The organism is Streptomyces sp. NBC_00012, assembly GCF_045040875.1.
Taxonomy (GTDB): Bacteria; Actinomycetota; Actinomycetes; order Streptomycetales; family Streptomycetaceae; genus Streptomyces.
The window spans coordinates 5,461,567-5,483,856 of sequence record NZ_CP108309.1 but is presented as its reverse complement, the minus strand read 5'-3'; the positions used below and the strand labels follow the sequence as shown (position 1 = coordinate 5,483,856).

The window sequence follows — 22,290 nt, the reverse complement described above, 5'->3', positions numbered from 1 at the left end:
GTATCACCAGACACCCCTCCATGGCCCATTGATTGCGCACATTGAGGAGGTCGGGTGCCAAGAAGTCAAGAGAGAATTGATTGATCCTTATCTGAAATGCCCGAAAAGCATTTCCATGGGAATTTCAAGTGCCTCTGTGGACATCTATTGACTTCTCTGAAGATCACAGTTTCACTGCTGCCGACATGCCGGGCCCGGCACGCAGATCCACTTCTCAGCTCTTCGGTGAATCTGCGGAATTCAGAACCGGAAGGAGTTCCCCCCGTCATGTCGTCGAATCGAAGACACATCCCGCTCGTACTGGCCGCGGCCTGTTCCGTGGCCGGCGCGCTAGCGCTGGCTCCGACGGCCCAGGCCGTGGCTCCGCTCACCGCGACGGCCACGTACAACTGCGGCGCCTGGGGCAGCGGTCTCGCGACCCTGACCGCCGCCGACTCGGGCACGTCCAAGACCATCAAGATCACGTCCACCGCGATCACGATGCCGGCCGGTACCAGTGCCGACCCGAACAGCATCACGACGACGCTCAAGCTCACCAAGACCTCGGGCGGCGTCACCAGTCAGGTGCAGTTCTCCGGAAAGACCAACCCCGGCATGAGCGGCGGCAGCCCGATCACCCTGGGCCCGCTGAAGCTCACCTCCGGCACCCTGGCGGCGGGTGACAGCACGAACTCCGTGGTGCTGCCCGCACCCCCGAGCTCCACCAACTGGTCACTGCAGATCGTGGCCTCGTCCCCGACGTCGGCCACGGTTCCGTGTGTGGCCACGACGAACCAGTCGGCGCCGTTCGTCTGGTAGCCGGGCCGTCCGTCCAGTAGTCGCGCCACCTCATCCGCACCCGCGTCCGCACGCACGACGCCGGCCCGGGGCGAGGACCGCTGTCCCCGCCCCGGGCCGGCACCAGCACGCCCCCGTCGGCTCACGTCATACGGGTGGCCCACTCCTGGACCTTCTTGATCCGCTGCTGGATCTGTCCGGCCGTGGCCTCCGCGCTCGGCGGCCCGCCGCACACCCGCCGCAGCTCGGTGTGGATCACTCCGTGCGGCTTGCCGCTCTGGTGCGTGTACGCCGACACCATCGTGTTGAGCTGCTTGCGCAGCCCGAGCAGCTGCTTGTGCGTGACCACCGGCCGGGCGTCGGCCGGCTTCTCCAGCAGGTCGGCCTCCTCGGCCGGCCTCTGACGGCTGTGCGCGATCTGCCGCGACTGCCGCTTCTGGAGCAGCAGCTGCACCTGGTCGGGCTCCAGCAGCCCCGGAATCCCCAGGTAGTCCTGCTCCTCCTCGCTGCCGGGGTGCGCCTGCATGCCGAATTCGGCACCGTCGTACAGCACCCGGTCGAAGACCGCGTCGGATTCGAGGGCCTCGAAGGGCAGCTGCTCCTCGGTCTCCTCGTCCTCCAGCTTCTCGGCGTCGGCGAGGAGCTTGTCCTCCTCCGCGAACGGGTTCTCCTCGTCGCTGCCCTTCTTGGGCTTGTCGAGGACGTGGTCCCGCTCGACCTCCATCTCGTTGGCGAAGTCGAGCAGCATCGGAATGGTCGGTACGAAGACCGAAGCCGTCTCGCCGCGCCTGCGCGAACGCACGAAACGGCCGACGGCCTGCGCGAAGAACAACGGCGTGGAGATGGTGGTGGCGTACACGCCGACGGCCAGGCGCGGCACGTCGACGCCCTCCGACACCATGCGCACCGCGACCATCCAGCGGGAATCGTCCCCGCTGAACTGGTCGATCCTCTTCGAGGCGGCCTTCTCGTCGGAGAGGACCACGGTGGCCTTCTCCCCGGTGACCCGCTTGAGGATCTTGGCGTACTCGCGCGCCGATTCCTGGTCGGTGGCGATGACCAGCCCGCCCGCGTCCGGAATGCCCTTGCGGACCTCGGTCAGCCGCTTGTCGGCGGCGCTCAGCACATTGGGGATCCACTCGCCGGTGGGCGACAGTGCGGTGCGCCAGGCCTGCCCGATGGCGTCCTTGGTCATCGGCTCGCCGAGCCGGGCGGCGATCTCGTCACCGGCCTTGGTGCGCCAGCGCATGTTGCCGCTGTAGCTGAGGAAGATCACGGGCCGGACGACGCCGTCGGCGAGCGCGTTGCCGTAGCCGTAGGTGTAGTCGGCCGAGGAGCGCCGGATGCCGTCGTTGCCCTCCTCGTACACGACGAAGGGGATCGGGTTGGTGTCCGACCGGAACGGCGTACCGGTGAGCGCGAGCCGCCGGGTGGCCGGGTCGAAGGCCTCCTGGCACGCCTCGCCCCAGGACTTCGAGTCACCGGCGTGGTGGATCTCGTCGAGGATGACGAGGGTCTTGCGCTGCTCGCAGCGGTTGCGGTGCAGCATCGGCCGTACGCCGACGCCCGCGTAGGTGACCGCGACGCCGTCGTACTCCTTGCTGAGCGGGCCCGCGCTGTAGTCGGGGTCGAGCTTGATCCCTATCCGGGCCGCTGCCTCGGCCCACTGCTTCTTCAGGTGCTCGGTCGGCGCGACGACGGTGATCTGCTGCACGACGTGGTGGTGCAACAGCCATGACGCGAGGGTCAGCGCGAAGGTGGTCTTCCCCGCGCCGGGGGTGGCGACCGCGAGGAAGTCGCGCGGCTGCTCCTGGATGTACTTCTCCATGGCGCCCTGCTGCCAGGCTCGCAGCTTGCCGGCCGTGCCCCAGGGGGCGCGGCCGGGGAAGGCGGGTGAGAGGTGGTGGGAGGCGGTAGTAGTCACGGTCTCCGGTTCGGGTCTCTCGGGTACGTGGGGCGCTGTCCCCGCGGGCCGGAACGGACCCGCCCGCGATACGACAACCGGGCCACCTTACCGGGGGACGGCGCGTGCACCGCCTCGGGCTACGCCGCCCCGCACGGAATTGCGATGGCTCTCACACACCCTCGACGACCAGTTCGCGCAGCCCCTGGGAGATGGCCTTCACCTCGTCCATCTCACCAGTGGCCACCGCGATGACCAGGCGTTCCGCGGCGTCGATGTCCGGATGCAGATCGACCCCGTTCATCGCCAGAAAGGTCACGCACGACAGCCAGGCCGTGCGCTTGTTGCCGTCGAAGAGCGGGCGAACTAACGCTCCCGCACGCGGGCCGCCACCCACGCCCCCACCAGCGCCACCCCCGCCATCGGCAGGAAGACCACCACGAACGCCCCCGGATGAGACCCGCCGGCCCCCGCCTCCGCCGCCCCGTGCACGGCGCCCACCGCTCCGCCGCCCAGCGCGGCGAAGGCCGCTCCGCCCGCGGCCAGCAGCAGTACGTTCGACAGCCCGTCGGAGATCTGGAGGGCGGCCGAGTTCGCCCCCGCCTCCTCCGGCGCCGACAGCTTCAGCAGCAGCACGCTCGTCGATGCGATCACCATGCCCATGCCGAAGCACCCGAAGGCCCAGGCCACGGCGACGGTCCAGACCGGCACCGAGTCGATCAGCACGGAGGGCGCGGCCGCGATCGCGGCGGCGACCAGCACCATGCCGCCCACCATCAGGCGCTCCCGGTACGGCTCCAGGCGCGGCCGGGACTGTACGTACGAACCGAGCGCCCAGGTCCCGCCCCCGGCCGCGAGCGAGAACCCGGCCATCGTCGGACTGAGCCCGCGCTGGGTCACCAGCATCAGCGGTACGAACGACTCGGCGGCGATGAACGACCCGGCCGCCACCCCGCGCAGCAGCACCACGGAGGGCAGCCCGCGCGCCGCCCGTCCGGTGCCGGGCGGCAGCAGCCCCCGCACCGCGGGCACGAGCAGCGCGACACCCACGGCGGCCGGCAGCAGCGCGAACCAGTTCAGCTCCTGCCCGGCGTACTGGAGCAGCGCCGCGCCCAGCGAGATCCCGAGCGCGAGCATGATGCGCCGCCGGTCGTACGGTTCGACGGGCGCCGCCGGATCGGCCGGCCCCGACGCCCGCCGCCGGATCGCGGGCAGCGCGAGCGCCAGCGGGAACACCACGAGGGCCGGGATACCGATGAAGACCCAGCGCCACCCCAGGTGCTCGGTCACACTCCCGGCGGCGAGCGGTCCGACGACCGACGGGATCACCCAGCTCGCGGCGAACGCGGCCAGGATCGACGGCTGCAGCCGCTTCGGGTAGGCCCGGCTGATCACCACGTACAACGCCACGATCACCAGCCCGCCGCCGAGCCCCTGCACGGCCCGCCCCGCAACGAAGATCCACATGCTCCCGGCGGTCCCGCAGAGCAGCAGCCCCGCCGCGAACGCGCTGATCCCGGCGGCGAGCGGCCCCAACGGACCGCGCCGGTCCGCCCACTGCCCGGAGAGCACCATGGCGAAGAGGCTGGTCGTGAAGTACGCGGAGAACGCGAACGCGTACAACGGAATACCGTGCAGCTCACGCGCGGCGACCGGCATCGCGGTCCCCACGGCGGTCGCCTCGAAGGCGATCAGGAACACGACGGAGACGATGCCGACGCTGAGTGCCCGGTAGGTCCGCCCGAGCACCCCTCCGGATTCGACGGACGGCCCGGTCCCGCCGGGCACCTCCGCATCGCCGGCGGTGCCGGTCTCGACACCGGCGTCTCGTGGTTCCAGGGCACTCATGAGCCCAAGGGTAAGGGGCAAGATCTCGTTTGAGCCCTGTCGCGAGACGGTCCTCCGGTCGTCCGTTGGTCGTAGGACCACCACGCCGATCGTGAACGCGGTATGGCAGTCGCATTGCAGCCCGCCCCGCGTTCTTGAGCGGCCGGGGCACCTGGCCCTACGGTCGAACCACGACGAGGAACACACGGCCGTGTGCCCGAGTGGTTGAGGGGCTCGACTGCAACTCGAGTTACACCGGTTCGAATCCGGTCACGGCCTCGAACGACCGGAACGGCTGCCCCGCGACAAAGAGGCAGCCGTTCCGCACGTCCGGCGATCCATACGCCTACGAGATTCAGCGAATGAGAAACTCCGGATCAGCCGCCCCCGAAATCCCCACCCGCGCCCGGTCGAGCCCCGCGAGAACCGCGTCCACCGACTCCTCCACGGTCTGCCCGGAGGTGTCCAGCCAGAGCCCGATCCGCGGCGTCTCCTCCCGCAGCACCCGGTCCAGCGACTCCACGGTCCACCCGGCCCCGTAACCGCTCTTCCCCCGCCCGGCCTCCCGCTCGGCGACGGCCCGCGGCTCCGGAGCGAGCACGACGACGTACAGCGGCCGTGTCCGTACGAGCTCGACGTACCGGGCCAACTCCTCGCCCAGCACCACGTCCTGGACGACGGCGGTCCAGCCCTCGTCCGCGTACGCGTCGGCCGTCATCGCCGACAACCGGTACCGGAGCCGGAGTTGGGCCGCGGCCTCCTCGTACGCCCCCGGCACCATCTCGGCCCGCCCGGACACCACCATCCGCCGGAAGACGTCTCCCCGCACATGCACGGCCCGCGGCAACCGCTCGGCGAGGGCCTGCGCCACGGTGGACTTCCCGGAGGCCATCACCCCGGTGATGAGAACAACGGCGGACCCTGGCCCGTCGCCCTGCTCCGGCTCCAGTTCACCGTCTCCGCCCGCAGCCACCATCACGTCATCGCCCGCCCTTCTCTCGCTCCTACTGCCGGAACGGCTCACTGTAGGACCAGAATTCAGGAGCCTTCCATGGGCGCCTCGGCCATGGACTCGCCGGCCCGGAACACCCTGGTCTTCTCCTCGCGAGTGAGTTCCTCGACCTCTTTCTTGCGCTCGTCCACTGACTTGTCCGAGATGTCCCCAACAAACTGGCCAATGACATGCTCCACGGCGCCGCTGGCCGTATCGCTTCCCAGCGTGATGAGTGTTGCTGCTGTCCCTGCCGCCGCGATCGGTGGCAGACAGAAAGGCGACCCCGGCAGCGACTCCCACGCCGGTTCCGAACTCCATCCAGCCCGACCTCGCCGCCACTGCCTTCTCGTAATCCTCTTGCGTCTTCATGTGTGATGCCACGACCTGATCCGCGCGAGACCGGTCAAGCATGCCCTGCACCTCGGCACCCGTGCCGACCACTGCCCGCGCAGCACCGGGCTTGATCTCACCCTCCGGAGTCACCTGGCGTTCCAGCATGCTGGTGCTGTAGATCTGCTCGGCGTTGGAGACCGTCGCGTACGCGTCGGGGTGCTGGCCCAAAGCACTCTGCGCGGTTTGCTGTCCGTAGTTCGAGCCGGTTGTGCGGATCACCTCTCACCTCTGCCTGAGCCTTCAGCTCTGACACGGACCGAGGACCGTATGACTCGCTGGGGTTGCGAACGGCTGGTGGGATGACGTGCCTTGAGCACTTCCATTAGGGAGCACGCGCACCCTGCACAGGCTCTGGCCTGGGAAAAGAGCCGCGACGAAGGAGGGCCGGATGGAGATCGTCGGGTTACCGACGCCAGTGTTCTGTGGGGTGGACTGGGCCGAAGACCACCACGACATAGCCCTGGTTGACGCCGGGGGAAAGCAACTCGCCAAAGTGCGAATCAGTGACGACGCGGCGGGGTTCGCTCAGCTCACGGCCCTGCTGGCTGAACATGGCGACAGCGAGGACGCCCCGATCCCCGTGGCGATCGAGACATCGCGCGGGCTCCTCGTCGCCTGCCTGCGGGCCACCGGCCGGCCGGTCTTCGCGATCAACCCGCTGGCAGTCGCCCGCTATCGGGACCGTCACTCCGTCGCCCGCAAGAAGTCAGACGCCGTCGACGCCGCGGCCCTGGCCAACATCCTGCGAACCGATATGGCCGCCCACCGGCCGCTGCCCGCGGACTCCGAGCTCGTGCAGGCCATCGCCGTGCTCGCGCGTGCCCAACAGGACGCCGTCTGGGCCCGCGGCCAGGCCCAGAACAAGCTCCGTTCTCAGCTCAGGGAGTTCTACCCGGCGATCCTCGACGCCTTCGCCCAGCACAAACACGGCCTGTGCTCGAGGGAAGCCCGCAGCATTCTGGCTGCAGCCCCGACCCCGACCACGGCGGCGAAGCTGACACGTCGGCGCCTGCAGTCCCTGCTCAAGCAGGCCGGCCGGGTCCGCGGCATCCAGACCGAAGCCGAAAGGCTCCACGAAGTCTTCAAGCGCGAGTATCTCCACCAGCTCCCGCAGGTCGAAACAGCCCTCGGGCATCAGACATCCACCCTGCTCAGGCAGCTGAACACCGCCTGCGACAACGCTGAACAGCTCGAAGAAGCCGTCACGCAAGCCTTCGCAGAGCATCCCGATGCCCCGATCATCCGCAGCTTTCCGGGACTTGCCTCACTGACCGGCGCCCGGATCCTGGCAGAGATCGGCGATGACCGGACCCGCTTCGCCAACGCCGGGTCGCTCAAGGCCTACGCAGGAAGCGCCCCGGTCACCAGGTCCAGCGGTAAGAGCTGCATGGTCATGAGTCGGAAGATCAAGAATCAGAGATTGGCTGCCGTCGGCTATGTCTGGGCATTCGTCTCCCTTACCCGCTCACCAGGCGCCAGAGCCCACTACGACCGCCGCCGAGAGGCCGGCGACCGCCACGTTGCCGCACAGAGGAACCTCTTCAACCGCTTCATGGGAATGCTGTTCTACTGCCTCCAGAACGGTCACATCTACGACGAAGCAATCGCCTTCCCGCAGCCGTCACCCGAACTCGCTGCAGCCGCGGCTTGACGCTTATCGGCGTGGGATGTCTTGTCGCCGCGAACCGCACCCGGTCTCGTGCGCGGTCGCCCGACGTTACGGCCTACCCGCAGCTGCTGCAGGAGCGGCAGCAGCATCGGGGAGTCCCCGGTCTGACCGGACGTGATCAGCGTGACCAGAGGCAGCCCGTTGCCATCGACGAGCTGATGGATCTTCGTCGACAACCCACCCCTGGAGCGGCCGATCCCGTGATCAGGCGGCTCGACCGCTGGATTCGTGTAGTTCGGCCCATCCCCCTGTGGGGCGGATCGTGTTCGTCGCATGCTGATGCGCGCGAGCGATCGTCGAGTCCACCGACAGCGACCAATCGATCAGCCCCTCCGCGTCCGCCTGCGCGGTGAGCGTCGCCAGCACCTTGTCCCAGGTCCCCTCGACAGCCATCCGGTGATGCCACGTCCACACCGTCTGCCACGGTCCGAACACCTCAGGAAGATCACGCCACGCGATCCCGCACCGATACCGGTAGATGATCCCTCGACCATCGACCGCGCATCCGAAAACTTCCGGCCCGGGCGTCCCGTCGGTTTCGGGAGCATCCCCTCGATCAACGACCACTGGGCATCCGAGAGCAACTGAAAACGCGACACGGGACCAGCGTTCCAGCCAGAACGCTCAACCTTTGCCAGACACGCCCTAGCTTGATCTTTAACCTGTGCGGCGTGGACGTGGGGTCGTTGGCTTCTTCGTTCGTCGCTTTGCGGGGGCCGTTTTGCCGACCGTGTGCACGTCGTGGCGTGGGGTTGGCCGGGTGTTCTTGCGGCCGGGTGGCCGGCCTGGGCCGGGGTGGGAGGATTTCGGTGCTCCGGCGGGACAGGCTGCCTTGGGGCGGAGGTGCCGGAAATCGCGGCGGACTCGTGCGGGGGTGAGTCTGTCGGGCGGGCTCGGTTTCTCCCACGGCCGCCGGAGGTCGGCTGCCAGCGGGCGGGCCAGACGTAGCTGGGTGAAGACGGCGAGGATCAGCCAGGTCCAGCGGTCGGCTGCTTCGGGGGTGCGGATCTTGGGGCAGGTCCAGCCCAGGGTCTGCTTGAAGAGGCGGAAGGTGTGCTCGATGTCGAAGCGCCGCAGGAATGCCTGCCAGAGCAGGTCGACCTGGGTGGCGGTGGCGTCGGTGCCCGACCACCACAGCCACACCGGCTTCGGTGTCGCGCCGCTGGGCAGGTGCTCAACCTGCAGGCGGATCACGGTCCCCTCGATGACCGGCAGGGAGCCCAGCTGGGCGGTCCAGGCCGAGCGGTGGGTCAGTCTCGGGTGGAGCCGGTCCCAGGCCCGTGCGGTGGCGGTGCCGTAGAGACGGGTTGCGGTCACCGTCTGCGCGTCGGGTGTGTTCCAGGTGGTCGGGTCGCCGAAGACGAACTCGCCGCCGTGGCGGGGCGGGCGGCCCCGGGCGCCGGGCTCGCGGGGCGGGACTGCACGGCGCAGGACGCGGTCCGAACGCATCCGGCCCAGCACCTGCACCGGCAGATCCTTCAGCAGGAAGGCCAGCCGTGGCACGTCGTATCCGGCGTCCACCACGATCAGAACGTCCGGATCGCCGTCCTTCCACTGCCCGGCCGCCATCAGCCGCTCGACGAGCTCACGCATCTGCCCGGCCGTGACCGTGGCAGCATCATCCCCCGGGGCCAGACGCAGCGCGTCCAGCGGCGCCGTCCACGAACTGCGGCCCGTCTCCAGTGCGCAGATCACCGAGTACGGCCAGCCGGGCACGGGAATGTGCTGGTCCTTGCCCCGCCCGTAGGTGTGACACAGGATCCGCTGCGGTGAGGTGTGCGCGCTGGGCCGCAGCCAGCAGGTGATATCGGCGGCCAGGACCAGCCGGCCGTCCGCCGATCGCGGCAGAGGCACCGCGGTCAGGGCCCGCCGAAGCCGGGCCACATCGACCTCGCCCGCGGCCAGAGCGTCGTAGAGCCCACCATGCCCGCGACGATGCTCGCCCACCAGCGACAGCTCCACCAGCGACCGAACCGGACCATCGGCGCACAACACGGCGTCCGCGAGCTCGAACAACGCATCCGCCCGCCTGGTCAGACAGGAATAGAACTCACCCCGGAAGCGTGACAGTTCCGCAAACGGATCCTGCCGTACGACGCGATGCGACAGACTCATTCCCACGGCCTTCGTGCTGAGTGTTGTGTGTTCCTTGGTCGGATCACATGCTCAGACGAAGGCCGCCTGCACGTACGGCAGTTACCGGTCCGAGTGATCAAGTACGAGGACTCGTTCGGGCCCCGAGGTTAAAGATCAAGCTAGGGATCCGGCCAATGGCTTCGGGTCAGGTCCGCTTGCGGCTCGCGATCTCGCCAGAGAGCTGCTGCACGTGGGCGGGGTCCGCGTCCCGGGCAAGGGCGACGTAGTGGTCCATGACGGCCGGCCGGTAGCGCACGGGCAACGTCTGTCCTGGGGCGAGTCGGGTGAGCTCGGTGATCGTGAGGTCTTCGTCTGCGATACCGCGGAACGAGATGCCGTCGGCGGTCTCCACGTCGAACATCAGGACCACGCGTGGACTGCCGTCGCTGCTGACCTCCCGCCAGTCGACGAGAACGCCGAGCGCAAGCGCCCCCATACGCAGTTCCGCATTGCGCTTCCGTGCATCACTGCTCAGGAGCGGGTTCGGGGCGACGCCCGGGAAGTCGGGCCCGACGCCGAGCGATTCCCGACTCAGGTCGGGCCTGAGCTGCGCCATCAGATCGTTGAGCTTCTTCTTCGAACCGAACATCCTGGCCCCTCCCTCACACCGGTGCCGGAATCTCGGCCTGGCGCTTCGCCTTCACTGCGATCGTACGTCGCGGCCATTCCCGACCTCCGTCGCATCGCCCCGTCCCGATGGGGTCGCCGTCTGCGGTCGCGGACGGGCTCGGTCGGTGCACCTGTCTGTCGGACGAGCCACGTCCGCACGCCGACAGGAGGACCAAGCCGTGATCGATATTGACCCCAACAGTAGCGGGCTTCCGGGGATCGCGCAGTTGCGCGACATCGTGGGCGCGGTGATGACCGTCGGCCTGTTCCCGAGCGTGCTCGCGCTCATCATCTCGGCGATCGTCTGGGGTTTCGGAGCCAACAGCAGCAACCCATAGTGGAGTGGCTGTGCCTTGAGGGGCGGGAAGAGGAGCCTCCTCCGGGCACAAGGCATACGTGGCTTGGCCGGAGGAGGCGTTCGGCCTGACCCACCGAAGCGGAAGCGGACGAGACCCTGAAGCTCGACGACTCCTGAAGGCAGCCGGCGCCTGGTGACACCGCGCACCTCCGGGTTGCGCCCGCAACCCGGAGTGCGTCATCCGCGCGGGGCTCAGGAGTTGGACGCCGCCACCGCTGCCTGGGGCCTAATGGGGAGGCGGTTTATCGGGCGGCCGGTGGCTGCTCGTACGGCGGCGGCCACTGCTGCCGGGGACGTCACCACGGGGACCGCCGACGCGGGCTTGGCGCCGAAGGGGGCCACCACGTCTCGTTCCTCGATGAGTTTGACGATGCGGATCTCGGGGGCGTCCAGGGCGGTCGGGAGGGCGTAGCCGGTGAGGTCGGGGTGGCGGATCAGGCCGCGGGCGCTGCGGAGGTTCTCGGTGAGGGCGGCGCCGATGCCCTGGGTGACGCCGGCCTCGATGCGGGTCGCCAGTTGGGACGGGTTGAGGACGCGGCCGACGTCCTGGGCGACCGCCATCTCCACGACCCGGACGGAGCCGAGTTCGATGTCGACGTCCACCACCGCACGGATCGCGCAGAAGGCGAGGCCGACGAAGGCGTCGCCCTGGCCGGATTCGTCGAGGGGTTCGGTCGGGTGGGGGCGGCACTGGGCGGTGGCCCAGAGTTCCTTGCCGTCCATGGCCTCGGTGACCGTCGTGGACAGCACACCGTCGTACGAGGTGATCTTGCCGTCGGCGATCTGCAGCAGCTCCGTGGACATGCCGAACTTGTGGGCCAGGGGCTGGAGGAGCTGGGTGCGGACCATCTTCGCGGCGCGTTCCACCGCCCCGGCCGAGACCCAGGTGTGGCGGCCGTGCGTCGCCGGGCCGGCCGGGGGCTGGTCGGTGTCGACGGAGGCCACGTGGACCTCTTCGATGCCCAGGGTCTCCTGGACGACCTGGCGGGCGAGGGTCGAGAACCCCTGGCCCGTCTCGACCGCCGCGCAGATGACCGTGGCGATGCCGTCGTGGACCCTGACCGTGGCCGTGGAGACCTCGTCGGCGCCCTCCGCGCCGAGCATGTGGACCATGCCGAGCGCGTAGCCGACCCCCCGGCGCACCGCACCGGGTTCGCCCGCGCCCTCTGGGCCGCCGGGGAGCAGCCAGTCGTCCTCCGGGGCGTCCTTGGGAAGGGCGGGGAGGGGGAAGTCCCGTACGGAGGTGAGGAGTTCGGCGACGGGTGCGGGGCAGGTCACCGTCTGGCCGGTGGGCAGGATGTCGCCGGTGGACAGCGTGTTGCGCAGGCGCAGTTCGACCGGGTCGATGCCGAGCTTGGCGGCCAGCTTGTCCATCTGGCCCTCGTACGCCGCGCAGACCTGCATCGCGCCCTCGCCCCGGACGTGTCCGGACGGAGGGTTGTTGGTACGGACGGCCCAGCCCTCGATGAAGGCGTGCGGGACGACGTACGGGCCGCAGGCGAACGCGACCGCGGCGGCCAGCGACTCGGACGAGGAGTCGGCATAGGCACCCGCGTCGAGCAGGATCTGCGCCTCGACCTTCACCAGCCGCCCTTCGGCGTCCGCGTGGTGGCGGTAGCGCAGCAGCGTAGGGTGCCGGTGGGAGTGGCCGAGGAAGGACTCCTCGCGGGTGGCCGCCAGCTTGACCGGGCAGCCGGTGCGCAGTGCGAGCAGGCCGATCGGGAGCTGGAAGCCGGGTTCCTCGCGGTCGCCGGTCGCGCCGGGGACACCCGTGACGACGATCTTCACCCGGTCCGGTTCGAGGCCGAAGCAGGCGGCGGCCAGATCGCGGTCGGTGTGCGGGTCGGTGGAGGCGGTGTAGATCTCCACCCCGCCGTCGGGGCGGGGGACGGCGAGCCCGGCCTCGGCGCCGATGGGGGCCGGGTCCTGGCGACCGATGCGGTACAGGCCCTCGACGACGGCCTCGCCGGTGGCGTCGGGGTCCCCGTAACGCAGCGGGATATGGCGGATCAGGTTGCCGTCGGGGTGCAGCGGTTCGGCGGCGAAGGCCTGCTCCGGGTCGGTGACCGGGTCGAGGACCTCGTACTCGACGGCGATGGCCGCGGCGGCGAGCCTGGCCGTGTCGGGGTGGTCGGCGGCGACCGCGGCGATCGGCTCGCCGTGGTGGCGGACCAGTTCGGACGCGAAGACCGGGCGGTCGACGACCCGGCGTCCGTACGCGGTCTCCCCCGGAATGTCCTCGTGCGTGATGACGGCCTGTACCCCCGCCATCTCGACGGCGGCCGAGGTGTCGATGGACAGGATGCGGGCGTGCGGGTGCGGGGAGCGGAGGACGGCCGCCCAGAGCAGGCCCTCGGCCCAGAGGTCGGCGGCGTACGGGAAGGTGCCCTCGGTCTTGGCGCGCGCGTCGGCGGGCGGCAGCGAGACGCCGAGGCCGAGTACGGGCGGCTCGGTGTCGGGGCCGTCGGCCGTCGGGGTGGTGCCCGTCGGGGTGGTGATCCGTGTGCTGGTCGCGCTGGCAGCGGTGGCTGCGTCGTTGCTCACGCCATGCCTCCGTCCTGCGGGTGCGACTGGACGCTACCGGCGCCGGGGTTCGCCTGGTGCGGGATTCGGGCCTCGTCGGGCTCCGGGGACGTGGAGTCCGACGAGGCGGGGTCGGTGCCGGTGTCGGCCTCGCGGCCCGCGATGACCTCGTTGACGGCGTCGAGGACACCGCGGTAGCCGGAACAGCGGCAGAGGTTTCCGCAGAGCGCCTGGCGCGTCTCCAGCTCGCTGGGGGCGTGGTTGCCCTCCAGCAGGTCGTGGACGGTCATGGCCATGCCGGGGATGCAGAAGCCGCACTGGACGGCACCGCACTTGGCGAGGGCGCGCTGGACGTCGGACGGCTCGCCGTCCACGGCGAGGCCCTCGACCGTACGGACCTCGCTGCCGGCCGCGGTGGCCGCGGGGACCAGGCAGGAGGCGACCAGTCTGCCGTCCACCTGGACGTTGCACGCGCCGCACTCGCCCTGCGAGCAGCCGTCCTTGGCACCGGCGAGGCCGAGGCGCTCGCGCAGCACGTAGAGGAGGGACTCGCCGATCCAGGCGTCGGTGACGGGGCGGTCGGCGCCGTTCACGTGCAGGACGTAGGAGGCGGCCGGGCGGTCGTCGGGAACGGCGAGCGGGGCGGGGTCGACCGGCTGGGAGTCAACCGGCTGGGGATCGAGGGGCCGGGATTCCTCGGGGGGTGATTCGGGATCGGCCGCCCCGGCCTGTGCGGCCTCCAGAGCCGCTGCCTGCTCCGGGTCCTCGGGCGCGGCCTCCGCCGGCTGCTCGGAGGCGACGTCGCCCGTGTCGGGCTCGGGAGCGGTGCCGGGGACTGCGTCGGGGACGGCGTCAGGGGTGGTTTCCGGAGCGGTTTCCGGAGTGGTTTCTGCAGCGGTTTCGAGGGGGGTGTCCAGGGGCCTTGCCGGCTCGGGGTCCGCGTCGATGGGGTGCGGGGCGCCTCCGTCGGGTACGGGGGCGGCCTCCGTCTCCACGGGGGCAGCGGCCTCGGGGGCGCGCAGGACGTCCTCGTTCGCCACGGACGACGCCTCGGCCGACGGCTGCTGCTGCTCGAACCCGGCTTCCGGCGCGTGCTCCGGCTCTATGTCCTCCAGAAGTGCGGGCTCCGCCGCGAACTCGGCCTCGGGCTCCTCGTGGACGGGTTCCGGGGCCGGCTCCTGCGTCGCCCACGGCGCGGGCGCCCCGCCCGGCAGCGTGGCCGGCGGGGTCCGGTCCCCGTACCACTGGGCGGCCAGGGCCGAGGCCGCGAACTCGCCGGATTCCTCCGGGAGATCACCGTCGGCGACCGGAATCGTCCACTGACCGGTGTGGCCCGCGTGGCCGGTGTGGTCACCGTGCTGCCCGGTGTGGTCACCGTGCTGCCCGGTGTGGTCGACGGGATCGGCGAGCCCCGCCCGGCCGGCCTGGGCCGTGTGGGCGCCGAACTCCGCGGACTCGATGAAATTCCATTGGCCCGTGGCCGCCGGGCTCTCCCGGTACTGCTCCTGCGCGTACGGATCGTGAGGAACCTGCGGGGCCTGGGGGGCCTGGGGGGCCTGCTGCGGGTACGCGTAGTCGTACGGGCCCTGCTGCTGGTTCGGGTCCGGCCAGTGCACCGTCTCGGGGGCCGGCTGCTCCGCCCCCGTACCGCGCTCCTGCTGGCTCTGCGTCTGCACGACCCAACTGCCCGTGGCCGACGGGTCGAGCCCGGCCGCGGGGGTCAGCGGCACGATCATGGGCGGTACGTAGCCGTGGCCGGGTGCGGCCAGCGGGATGTTCGCCAGGTCCTCCGGCGGCAGGTGGACGAAGGCGGTCGCCTCCGCGTCGTACTCGCCGCCCTGCGGCGTCGGCTGCCAGCCCCCGTGCTGCAGGTGCTCCTGCTGCCCGTGCTGATCGTTGCGGTCCTCGTTGCTCACGACAGTGCCCTCCCCAGCGCGCGTCGGGCCAGCGCGGCGACGGTCCGCCGCAGGTGCAGTACGGCGGGGGGCAGCGGTTGCGCCTCTCCCCCGTCCGCGGGTGGTGCCTGGTCCGGGATGCAGGCCGCGGCGACGTACTCGCCGAAGGCGGCCAGCGCATCGGGGGCCAGGCCCCGTTCGCCGTCCCAGTCGATCAGCGAGGCGATCCAGCGTTCGGCCTCCAGCGGCCGCAGCGGCATCGGCGCGATGGCGCCGACCGCGCAGCGCACGCCGCGCCGGGCCGGGTCGAGGACGATCGCGACGGACGCGGTGGCGCGGCCGGGGCCGGTACGGCCGGTGGCCTTCAGGAAGACCTGGGGGGCGTGCAGCAGCGGCACCCGGACGAAGCCGATGAGTTCGGCGGGTTCCAGCATGTCGCGGCCGGCCAGCAGGTGCGAGACCGGGATCTCGCGCCGGGCGCCGCCCGGACCCGCGATGACCAGCTCGGCCTCCAGCGCGGCGAGCACCGGCAGGGTGTCGCCGGTCGCGGCCGCGGTGGCGATGTTGCCGCCGAGCGTTCCGGCGTTACGGATCTGGGGCGGGCCGGCGGCGCGCGCCGACGCGGCCAGTGCGGGGATCAGGGCCGCGAAGTCGGGCCGTCCCATGCGTGCGTGGGTGAGGCCGGCGCCGAGCAGGGCGTGGCCGTCCTGGTAGTGCCAGCCGCGCAGCTCGCTGATCCGGCCTAGGCCGACCAGGCCCGAGGGGCGCAGCAGCCCCTTGTTGACGGCCGACATCAGGTCTGTACCGCCCGCCACGGGAACGGCGGCAGGCATGGCTCCGAGCGCCGCCACGGCCTCGTCGAGCGAGGCCGGCAGCGTCACGGACTGCGTCGCCTGCGGTGCGTGCGTGGTCAACCCAGCTGCCCCTTCCCGGTGTCCCGGCTGTCCGGCTGTTTCGCCGTACGGTACGTGCTCGAAGCCTGGACGTGGCAACTCTGGCACATCTTCGGATCGGACCGACGCGAGGGTCCGCGAAGGGCGTATCCATCCCTGATCAGGGGAATGTTCCCGTTTCACCCTGCTTCGGTGCAGAGTGTGAATTGCAGCTCTTCGGCATGGCTCGTTGCTGATTGTTCCGTTCTGGCGCTTCATTGCCGCGTCCCGCTCCGGCAGGGCGAGTTCCGGACAAAAAAACGCCGGCCGGCCCGCCCTCTCGGAGCGGGCGGCCGGGAACCGGGTGCGGCCGGGATCACACGTTCGGGGGCACCCCGTCGATGGGTCGTCCCAGCACGCCGGGGCGCTGCTGCCGGGGCAACGGGCCGCCCGGCGGCCGGTAGTCGACGCCGAGGGCGTCGAGCCGGGCGTAGTGCGTGGTCATCCGGCGCTCGAAGTCGGCGAAGTCCCGCTCGGCCGGGGCGGGCAGCGGCGACCAGGCGACCTCCGCGAACGCGGCGAGGCGCGGGAAGACCTGGTAGTCGACGCGGGCCCGGTTCTGCATCACCTCGGTCCAGACATTGGCCTGGGTGCCCAGGATGTGACGGGCCGCCTCCTCGGAGAGGCCCGCCGGTACGGGCTCGAAGCGGTAGACGTCCTCCAGGGTGCGGACGAAGCCGATGGGCATCGGCTCGTCGGGGCCGCCGTCCTGACGGTGGTCCAGGTACACGTGCTGCTCCGGGCACATGACGACGTCGTGGCCGGCCTCGGCGGCGGCGATGCCTCCGCCGTAACCCCGCCAGGACGACACCGCGGCGCCCGCCGGGAGGCCGCCCTCCAGGATCTCGTCCCAGCCGATCAGCCTGCGTCCGCGCGCGGTGAGCCAGGTGTCGAAGTGCCGGATGATCCAGGACTGCAGCTCGTCCTCGTTGGCCAGGCCGAATTCCTCGATCCGGGCCTGGGCGACCGGCGACTCCTTCCACTGCTCCTTGCGGCATTCGTCGCCGCCGATGTGGATGAACGGCGAGGTGGCCGTGGGGAAGAGGCCGAGGACCTCCTCGAGGACGCCTTCGAAGAAGCGCAGGGTGCTGTCGGTGGGGGCGAGTACGTTCGCGTTGATGCCCCAGGTGTCCCAGACGGAGAGGGCGGTGGTGTCGACGACGTCGGTGTTGCCCAGTTCGGGGTACGCGGCGATGGCGGCCTGCGAGTGGCCGGGGATGTCGATCTCGGGGACGACCCGGATGTGCCGCTCGGCGGCGTACGCGACGATCTCGCGGATGTCGTCCTGCGTGTAGTGACCGCCGTGCGGGGTCTCGTCCCACAGCTCGGAAGCCCGGTGGCCGTGCTTCGTGCGGGAGCGCCAGGAGCCGACCTCGGTGAGCCGGGGGTAGCGCTTGATCTCGATGCGCCAGCCCTGGTCGTCGGTGAGGTGGAAGTGGAAGACGTTCAGCTTGTGCGCGGCGAGGAGGTCGAGGTAGCGCAGCACGTCGTCCTTGGGCAGGAAGTGCCGTGCCACGTCGAGCATCATGCCGCGCCAGGGGAAGCGGGGGCTGTCCTCGATGTCCGTGAAGGGGATCGCGCGCCGTGTGCCGGGGCCGACGGGTGCGCGGCGGAAGGCCTCGGGGCCCAGGAGCTGACGGAGGGTCTGCGCACCCCAGAAGACCCCGGCGGGGCCGCCGCCGGTGATCTCGACGCTCCGGCCGGTCCCGGTGCTCAGCCGGTAGCCCTCCGGCTCCAGTGCCGGGTCGATGCCCAGCCGGACGGTGTTCGTGGCGTGTTCGCCGCCCGGCGCGAGCGGCAGGCCGAAGGCGGCGCCGAGCGTGGTGCGCAGCCAGCGTTCGGTGCTCTCCGTGCCGGGGGCCGCCGTGATGGTGGTGGACGGGTCGAACAGGAAGCCGCAGCGCCCTTCACCACCGGCGCGCACGGGTGCCGGGACGATGTGCGCGGGGGCCGGGGTCGGGGTCGGGTCCATGTCCTTGGCCGTGTCGACGTACATGGCGTCAGTCCTTTACCGCTCCGCCGAGTCCCGAGACCAGGCGGCGCTGTACGAGTACGAAGAAGACCAGTACGGGAATGGTCATCACCGTCGAGGCTGCCATGATCCCTCCCCAGTCGTTCTCATCGGGTTTGAAGAAGACCAGCAGCGCCATGGGGAGCGTCGACTGGGAGGTGTCGCTGATGATGAACGACTTCGCGAACAGGAAGTCGTTCCAGGTGGAGATGAACGAGAAGACGCTGGTCGCCACCAGGCCGGGGAAGACCAGCGGGAAGAGGATCTGCCACAGGAAGCGGGTGCGGCTCGCGCCGTCGATGTAAGCGGCCTCCTCCAGTGCCTCCGGGACCGCCTTGACGAAGCCGCGCAGCATCCAGATCGCGAACGGCAGCGAGAAGGCGAGGTGCGGCAGGATCAGCGAGCCGAGTGTGTTCAGCTGGCCGAAGTCGCGCATCAGGAAGAACAGCGGAATGGTCAGCGCCTCGACCGGCACCATCTGCGCGACCAGGAACATGATCAGCAGCGTGGTCCGGAAGCGGAACCTGAACCGGGTCACGGCCGTCGCCGCCAGGAAGGCGATCAGCGCGGAGGCGATGACGACCGTGCCGGCGACGAGCAGACTGTTGAGGAAGTACCGCCCGAAGTCGTTCTGTTCGAAGACCCGGCGGAACGAGTCCAGGGACGGTGACAGCGTCCACGGGCGGGGGTCGGTGGACTGGATCTCGCCTGCCGGTTTGAGCGCGGAAAGCACCATCCAGTAGAGCGGGAAGGCGACCGCGGCGGCTATCAGCAGAGTCGCGGCCTCGGCGGCCAGCCGGCCGGGCCGGCGGACGCGCAGCATGGTCCGTGCGCTCACAGTTCCTCCCCCTGGCGCCGCACCAGGCGCAGATAGACGAGCGTGACGGCCAGCAGGATCACCAGCATCACGACGCCGATCGCCGAGCCGAGGCTGTACTGCGAGGACGCGAACGCCTTCTGGTACGCGTACACGTTGAGCACCAGGTTCTGGCCGGCGATGCCGCCGCCGCCCGTCATGACGTAGATCTGGGTGAAGACCTTGAAGTCCCAGATGATCGACTGGATGGTGACGACGACGAGGATCGGCCGCAGCATCGGGGCCATGACCGACCGCCAGATCCGCCACTGCGAGGCACCGTCCAGCGCGGCCGCCTCCAGCACCTCGGCGGGAATCGCCCGGATGCCCGCGTACACGGTCACCATGACGAACGGGAACGAGCACCACAGGACTTCCAGCAGCACCAGCGCGAAGGCGCTGTAGCGCCCGTACGTCCAGGAGAAGTCGCCGAGCCCCAGCACCTTGTTGACCGGTCCGAAGTCGGGGTCGAAGAGGAACATCCAGACCGTGGACCCGGTGATCGCCGGGGTCGCCCAGGCACCGAGCGCGGCCATCATCAGGACGAGCCGCGGCAGGGCCCGGACGCGGGTCAGCAGGACGGCGAGCGCGCAGCCGACGAGCAGGGTGGCCAGTACGCAGGTGGCCGCGAAGACCACGGTCGCCAGGAGCACCTGCCAGAACTGACCGTCGCCGAAGAGCGCCGCGTAGTTCCCGAAGCCCTGGAAGGTGGTCGGTTCACCGCCGCTGACCTGGGCCTGGGTGTACTCCAGGAAGGAGATCAGGCCGAGCTGGTAGATCGGGTAGACGAGCAGCCCGCCGAGCAGGACGAGTGCGGGCAGGAGGTAGAGCCAGGGGGTCCAGCCGGTGCGGCGCGCGGACGGGGCCGGGCGGCGCCGCCGGAGCGGGCGCGGGGCGGCGCCGTCCGCTCCTGACGTGCCGGGCGCTTTGTACGCCGTACTGTTCGCGGTCATCGTCAGCCCGCGTCGGCGAACGCCGCGTCCATCTTCTTCGCCGCGTCGTCCGCGGCCTTCGCCACGTCCTTGCGGCCGCTGACGATCTCCTGGAACATCGTCGGCAGGACCAGCGAGGAGTCGATCTGGCCCCAGCCCGGCGAGGCCGGGACGAACTTGGCGCCCGCGCCCAGCGTCTTGACGAACGGCTCGACGAACGGCTCCTTCTTCGCGGCCGCGTCCCGTACGTCGGTGTAGGTCGGCAGGAAGCCCATCGCGTCGAACATCTTGGTCTGGGTCCGCTTACCGGTCAGGGCCTTCATCAGGTCCACGGCGAGGGTGCGGTGCGGGCTGCTCTTCAGTACGCCGATGTTGTTCCCGCCCGCGAACGCGGGGGCGACGGAGCCCTCGGCGACGCCGGGCAGCGGCACCACCGCGTACTTGCCCTTCACCGAGCCCGCCTCGACGGCCGCGTGGCTGAAGTCGCCGCCGATCGCCATGGCGGCCTTGCCGGAGGCGAAGGCGGTGACGGTCGCGTTGCCGCCCATGGCCGCGCACTTGGCGGCCGGACAGTTGTCGTCCCCGAAGAGCGAGGTGTAGGCCTCGATGCCCTTGCGGGCCTTGTCGCTGTTGATGGCCGCCCGGTACTTTCCGCCGCTCTCGTCGGCGAGTTCGCCGCCGGCCGCCCAGATGAACGGCATCGCGCCGTAGGTGTACGCGCCGCCGACCGCGAGCCCGTACAGGTCCGGCTTCTTCTTGTGGATCTTCTTCGCGGTGGAGACCAGCTCGGCCTGGGTCTTGGGGGCGTCGATCCCCAGGTCCTCGAAGACGTCGGTCCGGTAGTACAGCGCCCGCACGCCGACGAAGAGCGGGGCTCCGTAGACCTTGCCGCCGACCGTCACGGACTGCCTGGCGGTCGGGTCGGTGTCCTTGGCCTCGTCCCAGGCGGCGAACTCGGCGCTCACATCGGCGAGTCCGCCGTCCTTGACGTATCCGGCGGTGTCGGTGTTGCCGTACTCGATGAGGTCCGGGGCGCTCTTGGGGTCGTTGAACGCGGCCTTGATGCGCTGCGCCCGGGTATCGACCGGTATGTACTCGATCTCGACCTTCGCGTCCTTGTGAGCCTTCTCGAAGTCGGCGACCGCCGCGTCGACGACCTGTTCCTTGGGCTTGTTGCCGACCTCCTGGAACAGCCAGACACGCAGCGTGCCGGTCTTCTCGTCCCCCTTGGCTCCGGTGTCGGAGGTCTGCGGCGCACAGGCGGTGGCGGTGAGACCCGCCAGCACAAGCGCCGCGGCCGGGGCGGCAATTCGGGCAGAAAGTTTCATCCGGGATCCCCTACCGGTAGTCGTTGCAACATACGCAACGCACGTTTCGTTCTGCACAACTGGCAGGAGAGTAGGTGCGCACGCAGATGCCGACAAGTGGTCTCTACCACTCTGTGACCCGGCGAAGCAGTCCGTGCAACGCGAAGGGCCCCCGGGGCGCGTGTCGAACGCGCACCCCGGGGGCCCGAAGCGATGGTCGCCGGACGGCTCCGGCCCGCTTCCCGCTACTTCTTGTCCTTGCCGCCCTTGCCCTTGTCCTTGTCGCCACCGGCGCCCATGGACTCGTAGATCTCCTTGCACATGGGACAGACCGGGTACTTCTTGGGGTCGCGCCCCGGCACCCAGACCTTCCCGCACAGTGCGACCACGGGGGTGCCCTCGAGGGCACTCGCCATGATCTTGTCCTTCTGGACGTAATGGGCGTAGCGCTCGTGGTCGCCGTCGCCGTTCGACACCTGCGGCGTCGGCTCCACGAGGGTTCCGGTACCTGCCCCGCGCTCGGGCTCAAGAGTGCTCATAACCGCCAAGGGTACCGACCGCCCGGAGCTTCAGTTCAGCGAAGGGTCGTCCGGATACGTGGCGATCATCGCCAGTTCACTGCGCTGACGGCGCAGGACCGCGCGCCAGAGGTGTTCCGGGCGCGGGGAGGAGACGTCCCCGGGTTCGGACTCGACCACGTACCAGGCGCCCTCGGTCAGTTCGGTCTCCAGCTGTCCGGGGCCCCAGCCCGCGTACCCGGCGAAGATCCGCAGCGAGCCGAGCGCCGCGGCCAGCAGCTCGGGGGGCGCCTCCAGGTCCACCAGGCCGATCGCCCCGTACACCCTGCGCCAGCCGAGCGGACCCTCGTCGCCGGGGATCACGGCCACACCGAGCGCCGAGTCGAGCGAGACCGGGCCGCCCTGGAAGACGACGTCCGGCTCACCGGTCAGACCGGCCCAGGGCGTGAGGATGTCACCGACGCCGACCGGGGTCGGGCGGTTCAGGACCACGCCGAGTGAGCCCTCCTCGTCGTGGTCGAGGAGGAGCACCACCGCGCGGTCGAAATTCGGGTCCGCGAGCGCGGGTGTGGCCACGAGCAGTCGCCCTGTGAGCGAGGACACCTCGGTCATGGCAGAAATGATCCCGCATCTTCACCCGCCGCGGGGAC

Annotated in this window: 17 protein-coding genes, 1 tRNA gene and 3 pseudogenes; 4 read left to right on the top strand and 17 right to left on the bottom strand. The window is 70.2% G+C overall.

The features are described 5' to 3' along the window. Window positions 1-267: 267 nt before the first annotated feature. Complete coding sequence (locus OHA19_RS25210; RefSeq protein WP_405713132.1) at window positions 268-798, top strand: hypothetical protein; 531 nt, start codon at window positions 268-270, stop codon at window positions 796-798. 121 nt (window positions 799-919) lie between these two features. Here the strand turns inward: OHA19_RS25210 and OHA19_RS25205 are convergent, their stop codons facing one another. From OHA19_RS25205 to OHA19_RS25195, 3 genes and pseudogenes are all read right to left on the bottom strand, one after another. Continuing rightward, window positions 920-2,701: a DEAD/DEAH box helicase gene (locus OHA19_RS25205; RefSeq protein WP_405713134.1), complete on the bottom strand. Its 1,782-nt coding sequence runs from the start codon at window positions 2,699-2,701 to the stop codon at window positions 920-922. A 151-nt stretch (window positions 2,702-2,852) separates the two neighbouring features. Continuing rightward, window positions 2,853-3,053 (bottom strand): annotated as a pseudogene (locus tag OHA19_RS25200) (type II toxin-antitoxin system death-on-curing family toxin); the annotation flags it as partial. Then, on the bottom strand, window positions 3,047-4,528 hold the full coding sequence (locus tag OHA19_RS25195; protein ID WP_405713136.1) for an MFS transporter: 1,482 nt from the start codon (window positions 4,526-4,528) through the stop codon (window positions 3,047-3,049). The gene OHA19_RS25195 and the pseudogene OHA19_RS25200, both read right to left, overlap by 7 nt. 186 nt (window positions 4,529-4,714) lie before the next feature. Here OHA19_RS25195 and OHA19_RS25190 point away from each other — a divergent pair. Beyond that, a tRNA-Cys gene (locus OHA19_RS25190) sits at window positions 4,715-4,786 on the top strand. A 76-nt stretch (window positions 4,787-4,862) separates the two neighbouring features. Here OHA19_RS25190 and OHA19_RS25185 read toward each other — a convergent pair. Both OHA19_RS25185 and OHA19_RS25180 read right to left on the bottom strand, forming a co-directional pair. Beyond that, entirely contained in the window at window positions 4,863-5,483 is a 621-nt protein-coding gene (locus OHA19_RS25185; RefSeq protein WP_405713139.1) for an AAA family ATPase, read from the bottom strand. A gap of 71 nt (window positions 5,484-5,554) precedes the next feature. Continuing rightward, window positions 5,555-6,068 (bottom strand): annotated as a pseudogene (locus OHA19_RS25180) (hypothetical protein); the annotation flags it as partial. Between the two features lie 214 nt (window positions 6,069-6,282). Here OHA19_RS25180 and OHA19_RS25175 point away from each other — a divergent pair. Continuing rightward, window positions 6,283-7,545 (top strand): IS110 family transposase, encoded by a 1,263-nt coding sequence (locus tag OHA19_RS25175; protein WP_405751699.1) that lies wholly within the window; start codon window positions 6,283-6,285, stop codon window positions 7,543-7,545. Between the two features lie 222 nt (window positions 7,546-7,767). On the opposite strand, the gene OHA19_RS25170 is transcribed toward OHA19_RS25175, so the two are convergent. From OHA19_RS25170 to OHA19_RS25160, 3 genes are all read right to left on the bottom strand, one after another. After that, on the bottom strand, window positions 7,768-8,130 hold the full coding sequence (locus tag OHA19_RS25170) for a transposase (RefSeq protein WP_405713143.1): 363 nt from the start codon (window positions 8,128-8,130) through the stop codon (window positions 7,768-7,770). Between the two features lie 90 nt (window positions 8,131-8,220). After that, window positions 8,221-9,678: an NF041680 family putative transposase gene (locus OHA19_RS25165; RefSeq protein ID WP_331754634.1), complete on the bottom strand. Its 1,458-nt coding sequence runs from the start codon at window positions 9,676-9,678 to the stop codon at window positions 8,221-8,223. Window positions 9,679-9,844: 166 nt separating this feature from the next. Continuing rightward, on the bottom strand, window positions 9,845-10,288 hold the full coding sequence (locus tag OHA19_RS25160) for a hypothetical protein (RefSeq protein ID WP_405751697.1): 444 nt from the start codon (window positions 10,286-10,288) through the stop codon (window positions 9,845-9,847). A 199-nt stretch (window positions 10,289-10,487) separates the two neighbouring features. Between OHA19_RS25160 and OHA19_RS25155 the strand changes: the two are divergent. Beyond that, window positions 10,488-10,643, top strand: a pseudogene (locus tag OHA19_RS25155) (DUF6112 family protein); the annotation flags it as partial. A 215-nt stretch (window positions 10,644-10,858) separates the two neighbouring features. Here OHA19_RS25155 and OHA19_RS25150 read toward each other — a convergent pair. The 9 genes from OHA19_RS25150 to OHA19_RS25110 form a co-directional block, all read right to left on the bottom strand. Further along, entirely contained in the window at window positions 10,859-13,210 is a 2,352-nt protein-coding gene (locus OHA19_RS25150; RefSeq protein ID WP_405713146.1) for a xanthine dehydrogenase family protein molybdopterin-binding subunit, read from the bottom strand. Continuing rightward, window positions 13,207-15,105, bottom strand: coding sequence for a 2Fe-2S iron-sulfur cluster-binding protein (locus OHA19_RS25145; RefSeq protein ID WP_405751695.1), 1,899 nt, complete (start codon window positions 15,103-15,105; stop codon window positions 13,207-13,209). Before OHA19_RS25145 ends, OHA19_RS25150 begins: the two co-directional genes overlap by 4 nt. Beyond that, window positions 15,102-15,998, bottom strand: a complete 897-nt coding sequence (locus OHA19_RS25140) for an FAD binding domain-containing protein (RefSeq protein WP_405713150.1) — start codon at window positions 15,996-15,998, stop codon at window positions 15,102-15,104. Before OHA19_RS25140 ends, OHA19_RS25145 begins: the two co-directional genes overlap by 4 nt. Before the next feature lie 334 nt (window positions 15,999-16,332). Beyond that, window positions 16,333-18,012: a beta-N-acetylhexosaminidase gene (locus OHA19_RS25135; protein ID WP_405751692.1), complete on the bottom strand. Its 1,680-nt coding sequence runs from the start codon at window positions 18,010-18,012 to the stop codon at window positions 16,333-16,335. A gap of 4 nt (window positions 18,013-18,016) precedes the next feature. Further along, window positions 18,017-18,865, bottom strand: coding sequence for a carbohydrate ABC transporter permease (locus OHA19_RS25130; protein ID WP_405751690.1), 849 nt, complete (start codon window positions 18,863-18,865; stop codon window positions 18,017-18,019). Then, complete coding sequence (locus OHA19_RS25125; protein WP_405713156.1) at window positions 18,862-19,836, bottom strand: carbohydrate ABC transporter permease; 975 nt, start codon at window positions 19,834-19,836, stop codon at window positions 18,862-18,864. The genes OHA19_RS25130 and OHA19_RS25125 overlap by 4 nt, the downstream gene beginning before the upstream one ends. Window positions 19,837-19,838: 2 nt before the next feature. Beyond that, window positions 19,839-21,143: an extracellular solute-binding protein gene (locus OHA19_RS25120; RefSeq protein WP_405713158.1), complete on the bottom strand. Its 1,305-nt coding sequence runs from the start codon at window positions 21,141-21,143 to the stop codon at window positions 19,839-19,841. Window positions 21,144-21,367: 224 nt separating this feature from the next. Continuing rightward, window positions 21,368-21,661 carry a DUF3039 domain-containing protein gene (locus tag OHA19_RS25115; RefSeq protein WP_072484142.1) on the bottom strand — a complete coding sequence of 98 codons (294 nt, stop codon included), beginning with the start codon at window positions 21,659-21,661 and terminating at the stop codon, window positions 21,368-21,370. A gap of 30 nt (window positions 21,662-21,691) precedes the next feature. Then, window positions 21,692-22,252, bottom strand: coding sequence for a YqgE/AlgH family protein (locus OHA19_RS25110; RefSeq protein WP_326765863.1), 561 nt, complete (start codon window positions 22,250-22,252; stop codon window positions 21,692-21,694). Window positions 22,253-22,290 lie beyond the last annotated feature (38 nt).

Coding starts and splice junctions, on each gene's coding strand:
- OHA19_RS25210 (WP_405713132.1), top strand. CDS start 268: ATGTCGTCGAATCGAAGACACATCCCGCTCGTACTGGCCGCGGCCTGT.
- OHA19_RS25195 (WP_405713136.1), bottom strand. CDS start 4,528: ATGAGTGCCCTGGAACCACGAGACGCCGGTGTCGAGACCGGCACCGCC.
- OHA19_RS25185 (WP_405713139.1), bottom strand. CDS start 5,483: ATGGTGGCTGCGGGCGGAGACGGTGAACTGGAGCCGGAGCAGGGCGAC.
- OHA19_RS25175 (WP_405751699.1), top strand. CDS start 6,283: ATGGAGATCGTCGGGTTACCGACGCCAGTGTTCTGTGGGGTGGACTGG.
- OHA19_RS25165 (WP_331754634.1), bottom strand. CDS start 9,678: ATGAGTCTGTCGCATCGCGTCGTACGGCAGGATCCGTTTGCGGAACTG.
- OHA19_RS25160 (WP_405751697.1), bottom strand. CDS start 10,288: ATGTTCGGTTCGAAGAAGAAGCTCAACGATCTGATGGCGCAGCTCAGG.
- OHA19_RS25135 (WP_405751692.1), bottom strand. CDS start 18,012: ATGTACGTCGACACGGCCAAGGACATGGACCCGACCCCGACCCCGGCC.
- OHA19_RS25125 (WP_405713156.1), bottom strand. CDS start 19,836: ATGACCGCGAACAGTACGGCGTACAAAGCGCCCGGCACGTCAGGAGCG.
- OHA19_RS25120 (WP_405713158.1), bottom strand. CDS start 21,143: ATGAAACTTTCTGCCCGAATTGCCGCCCCGGCCGCGGCGCTTGTGCTG.
- OHA19_RS25115 (WP_072484142.1), bottom strand. CDS start 21,661: ATGAGCACTCTTGAGCCCGAGCGCGGGGCAGGTACCGGAACCCTCGTG.
- OHA19_RS25110 (WP_326765863.1), bottom strand. CDS start 22,252: ATGACCGAGGTGTCCTCGCTCACAGGGCGACTGCTCGTGGCCACACCC.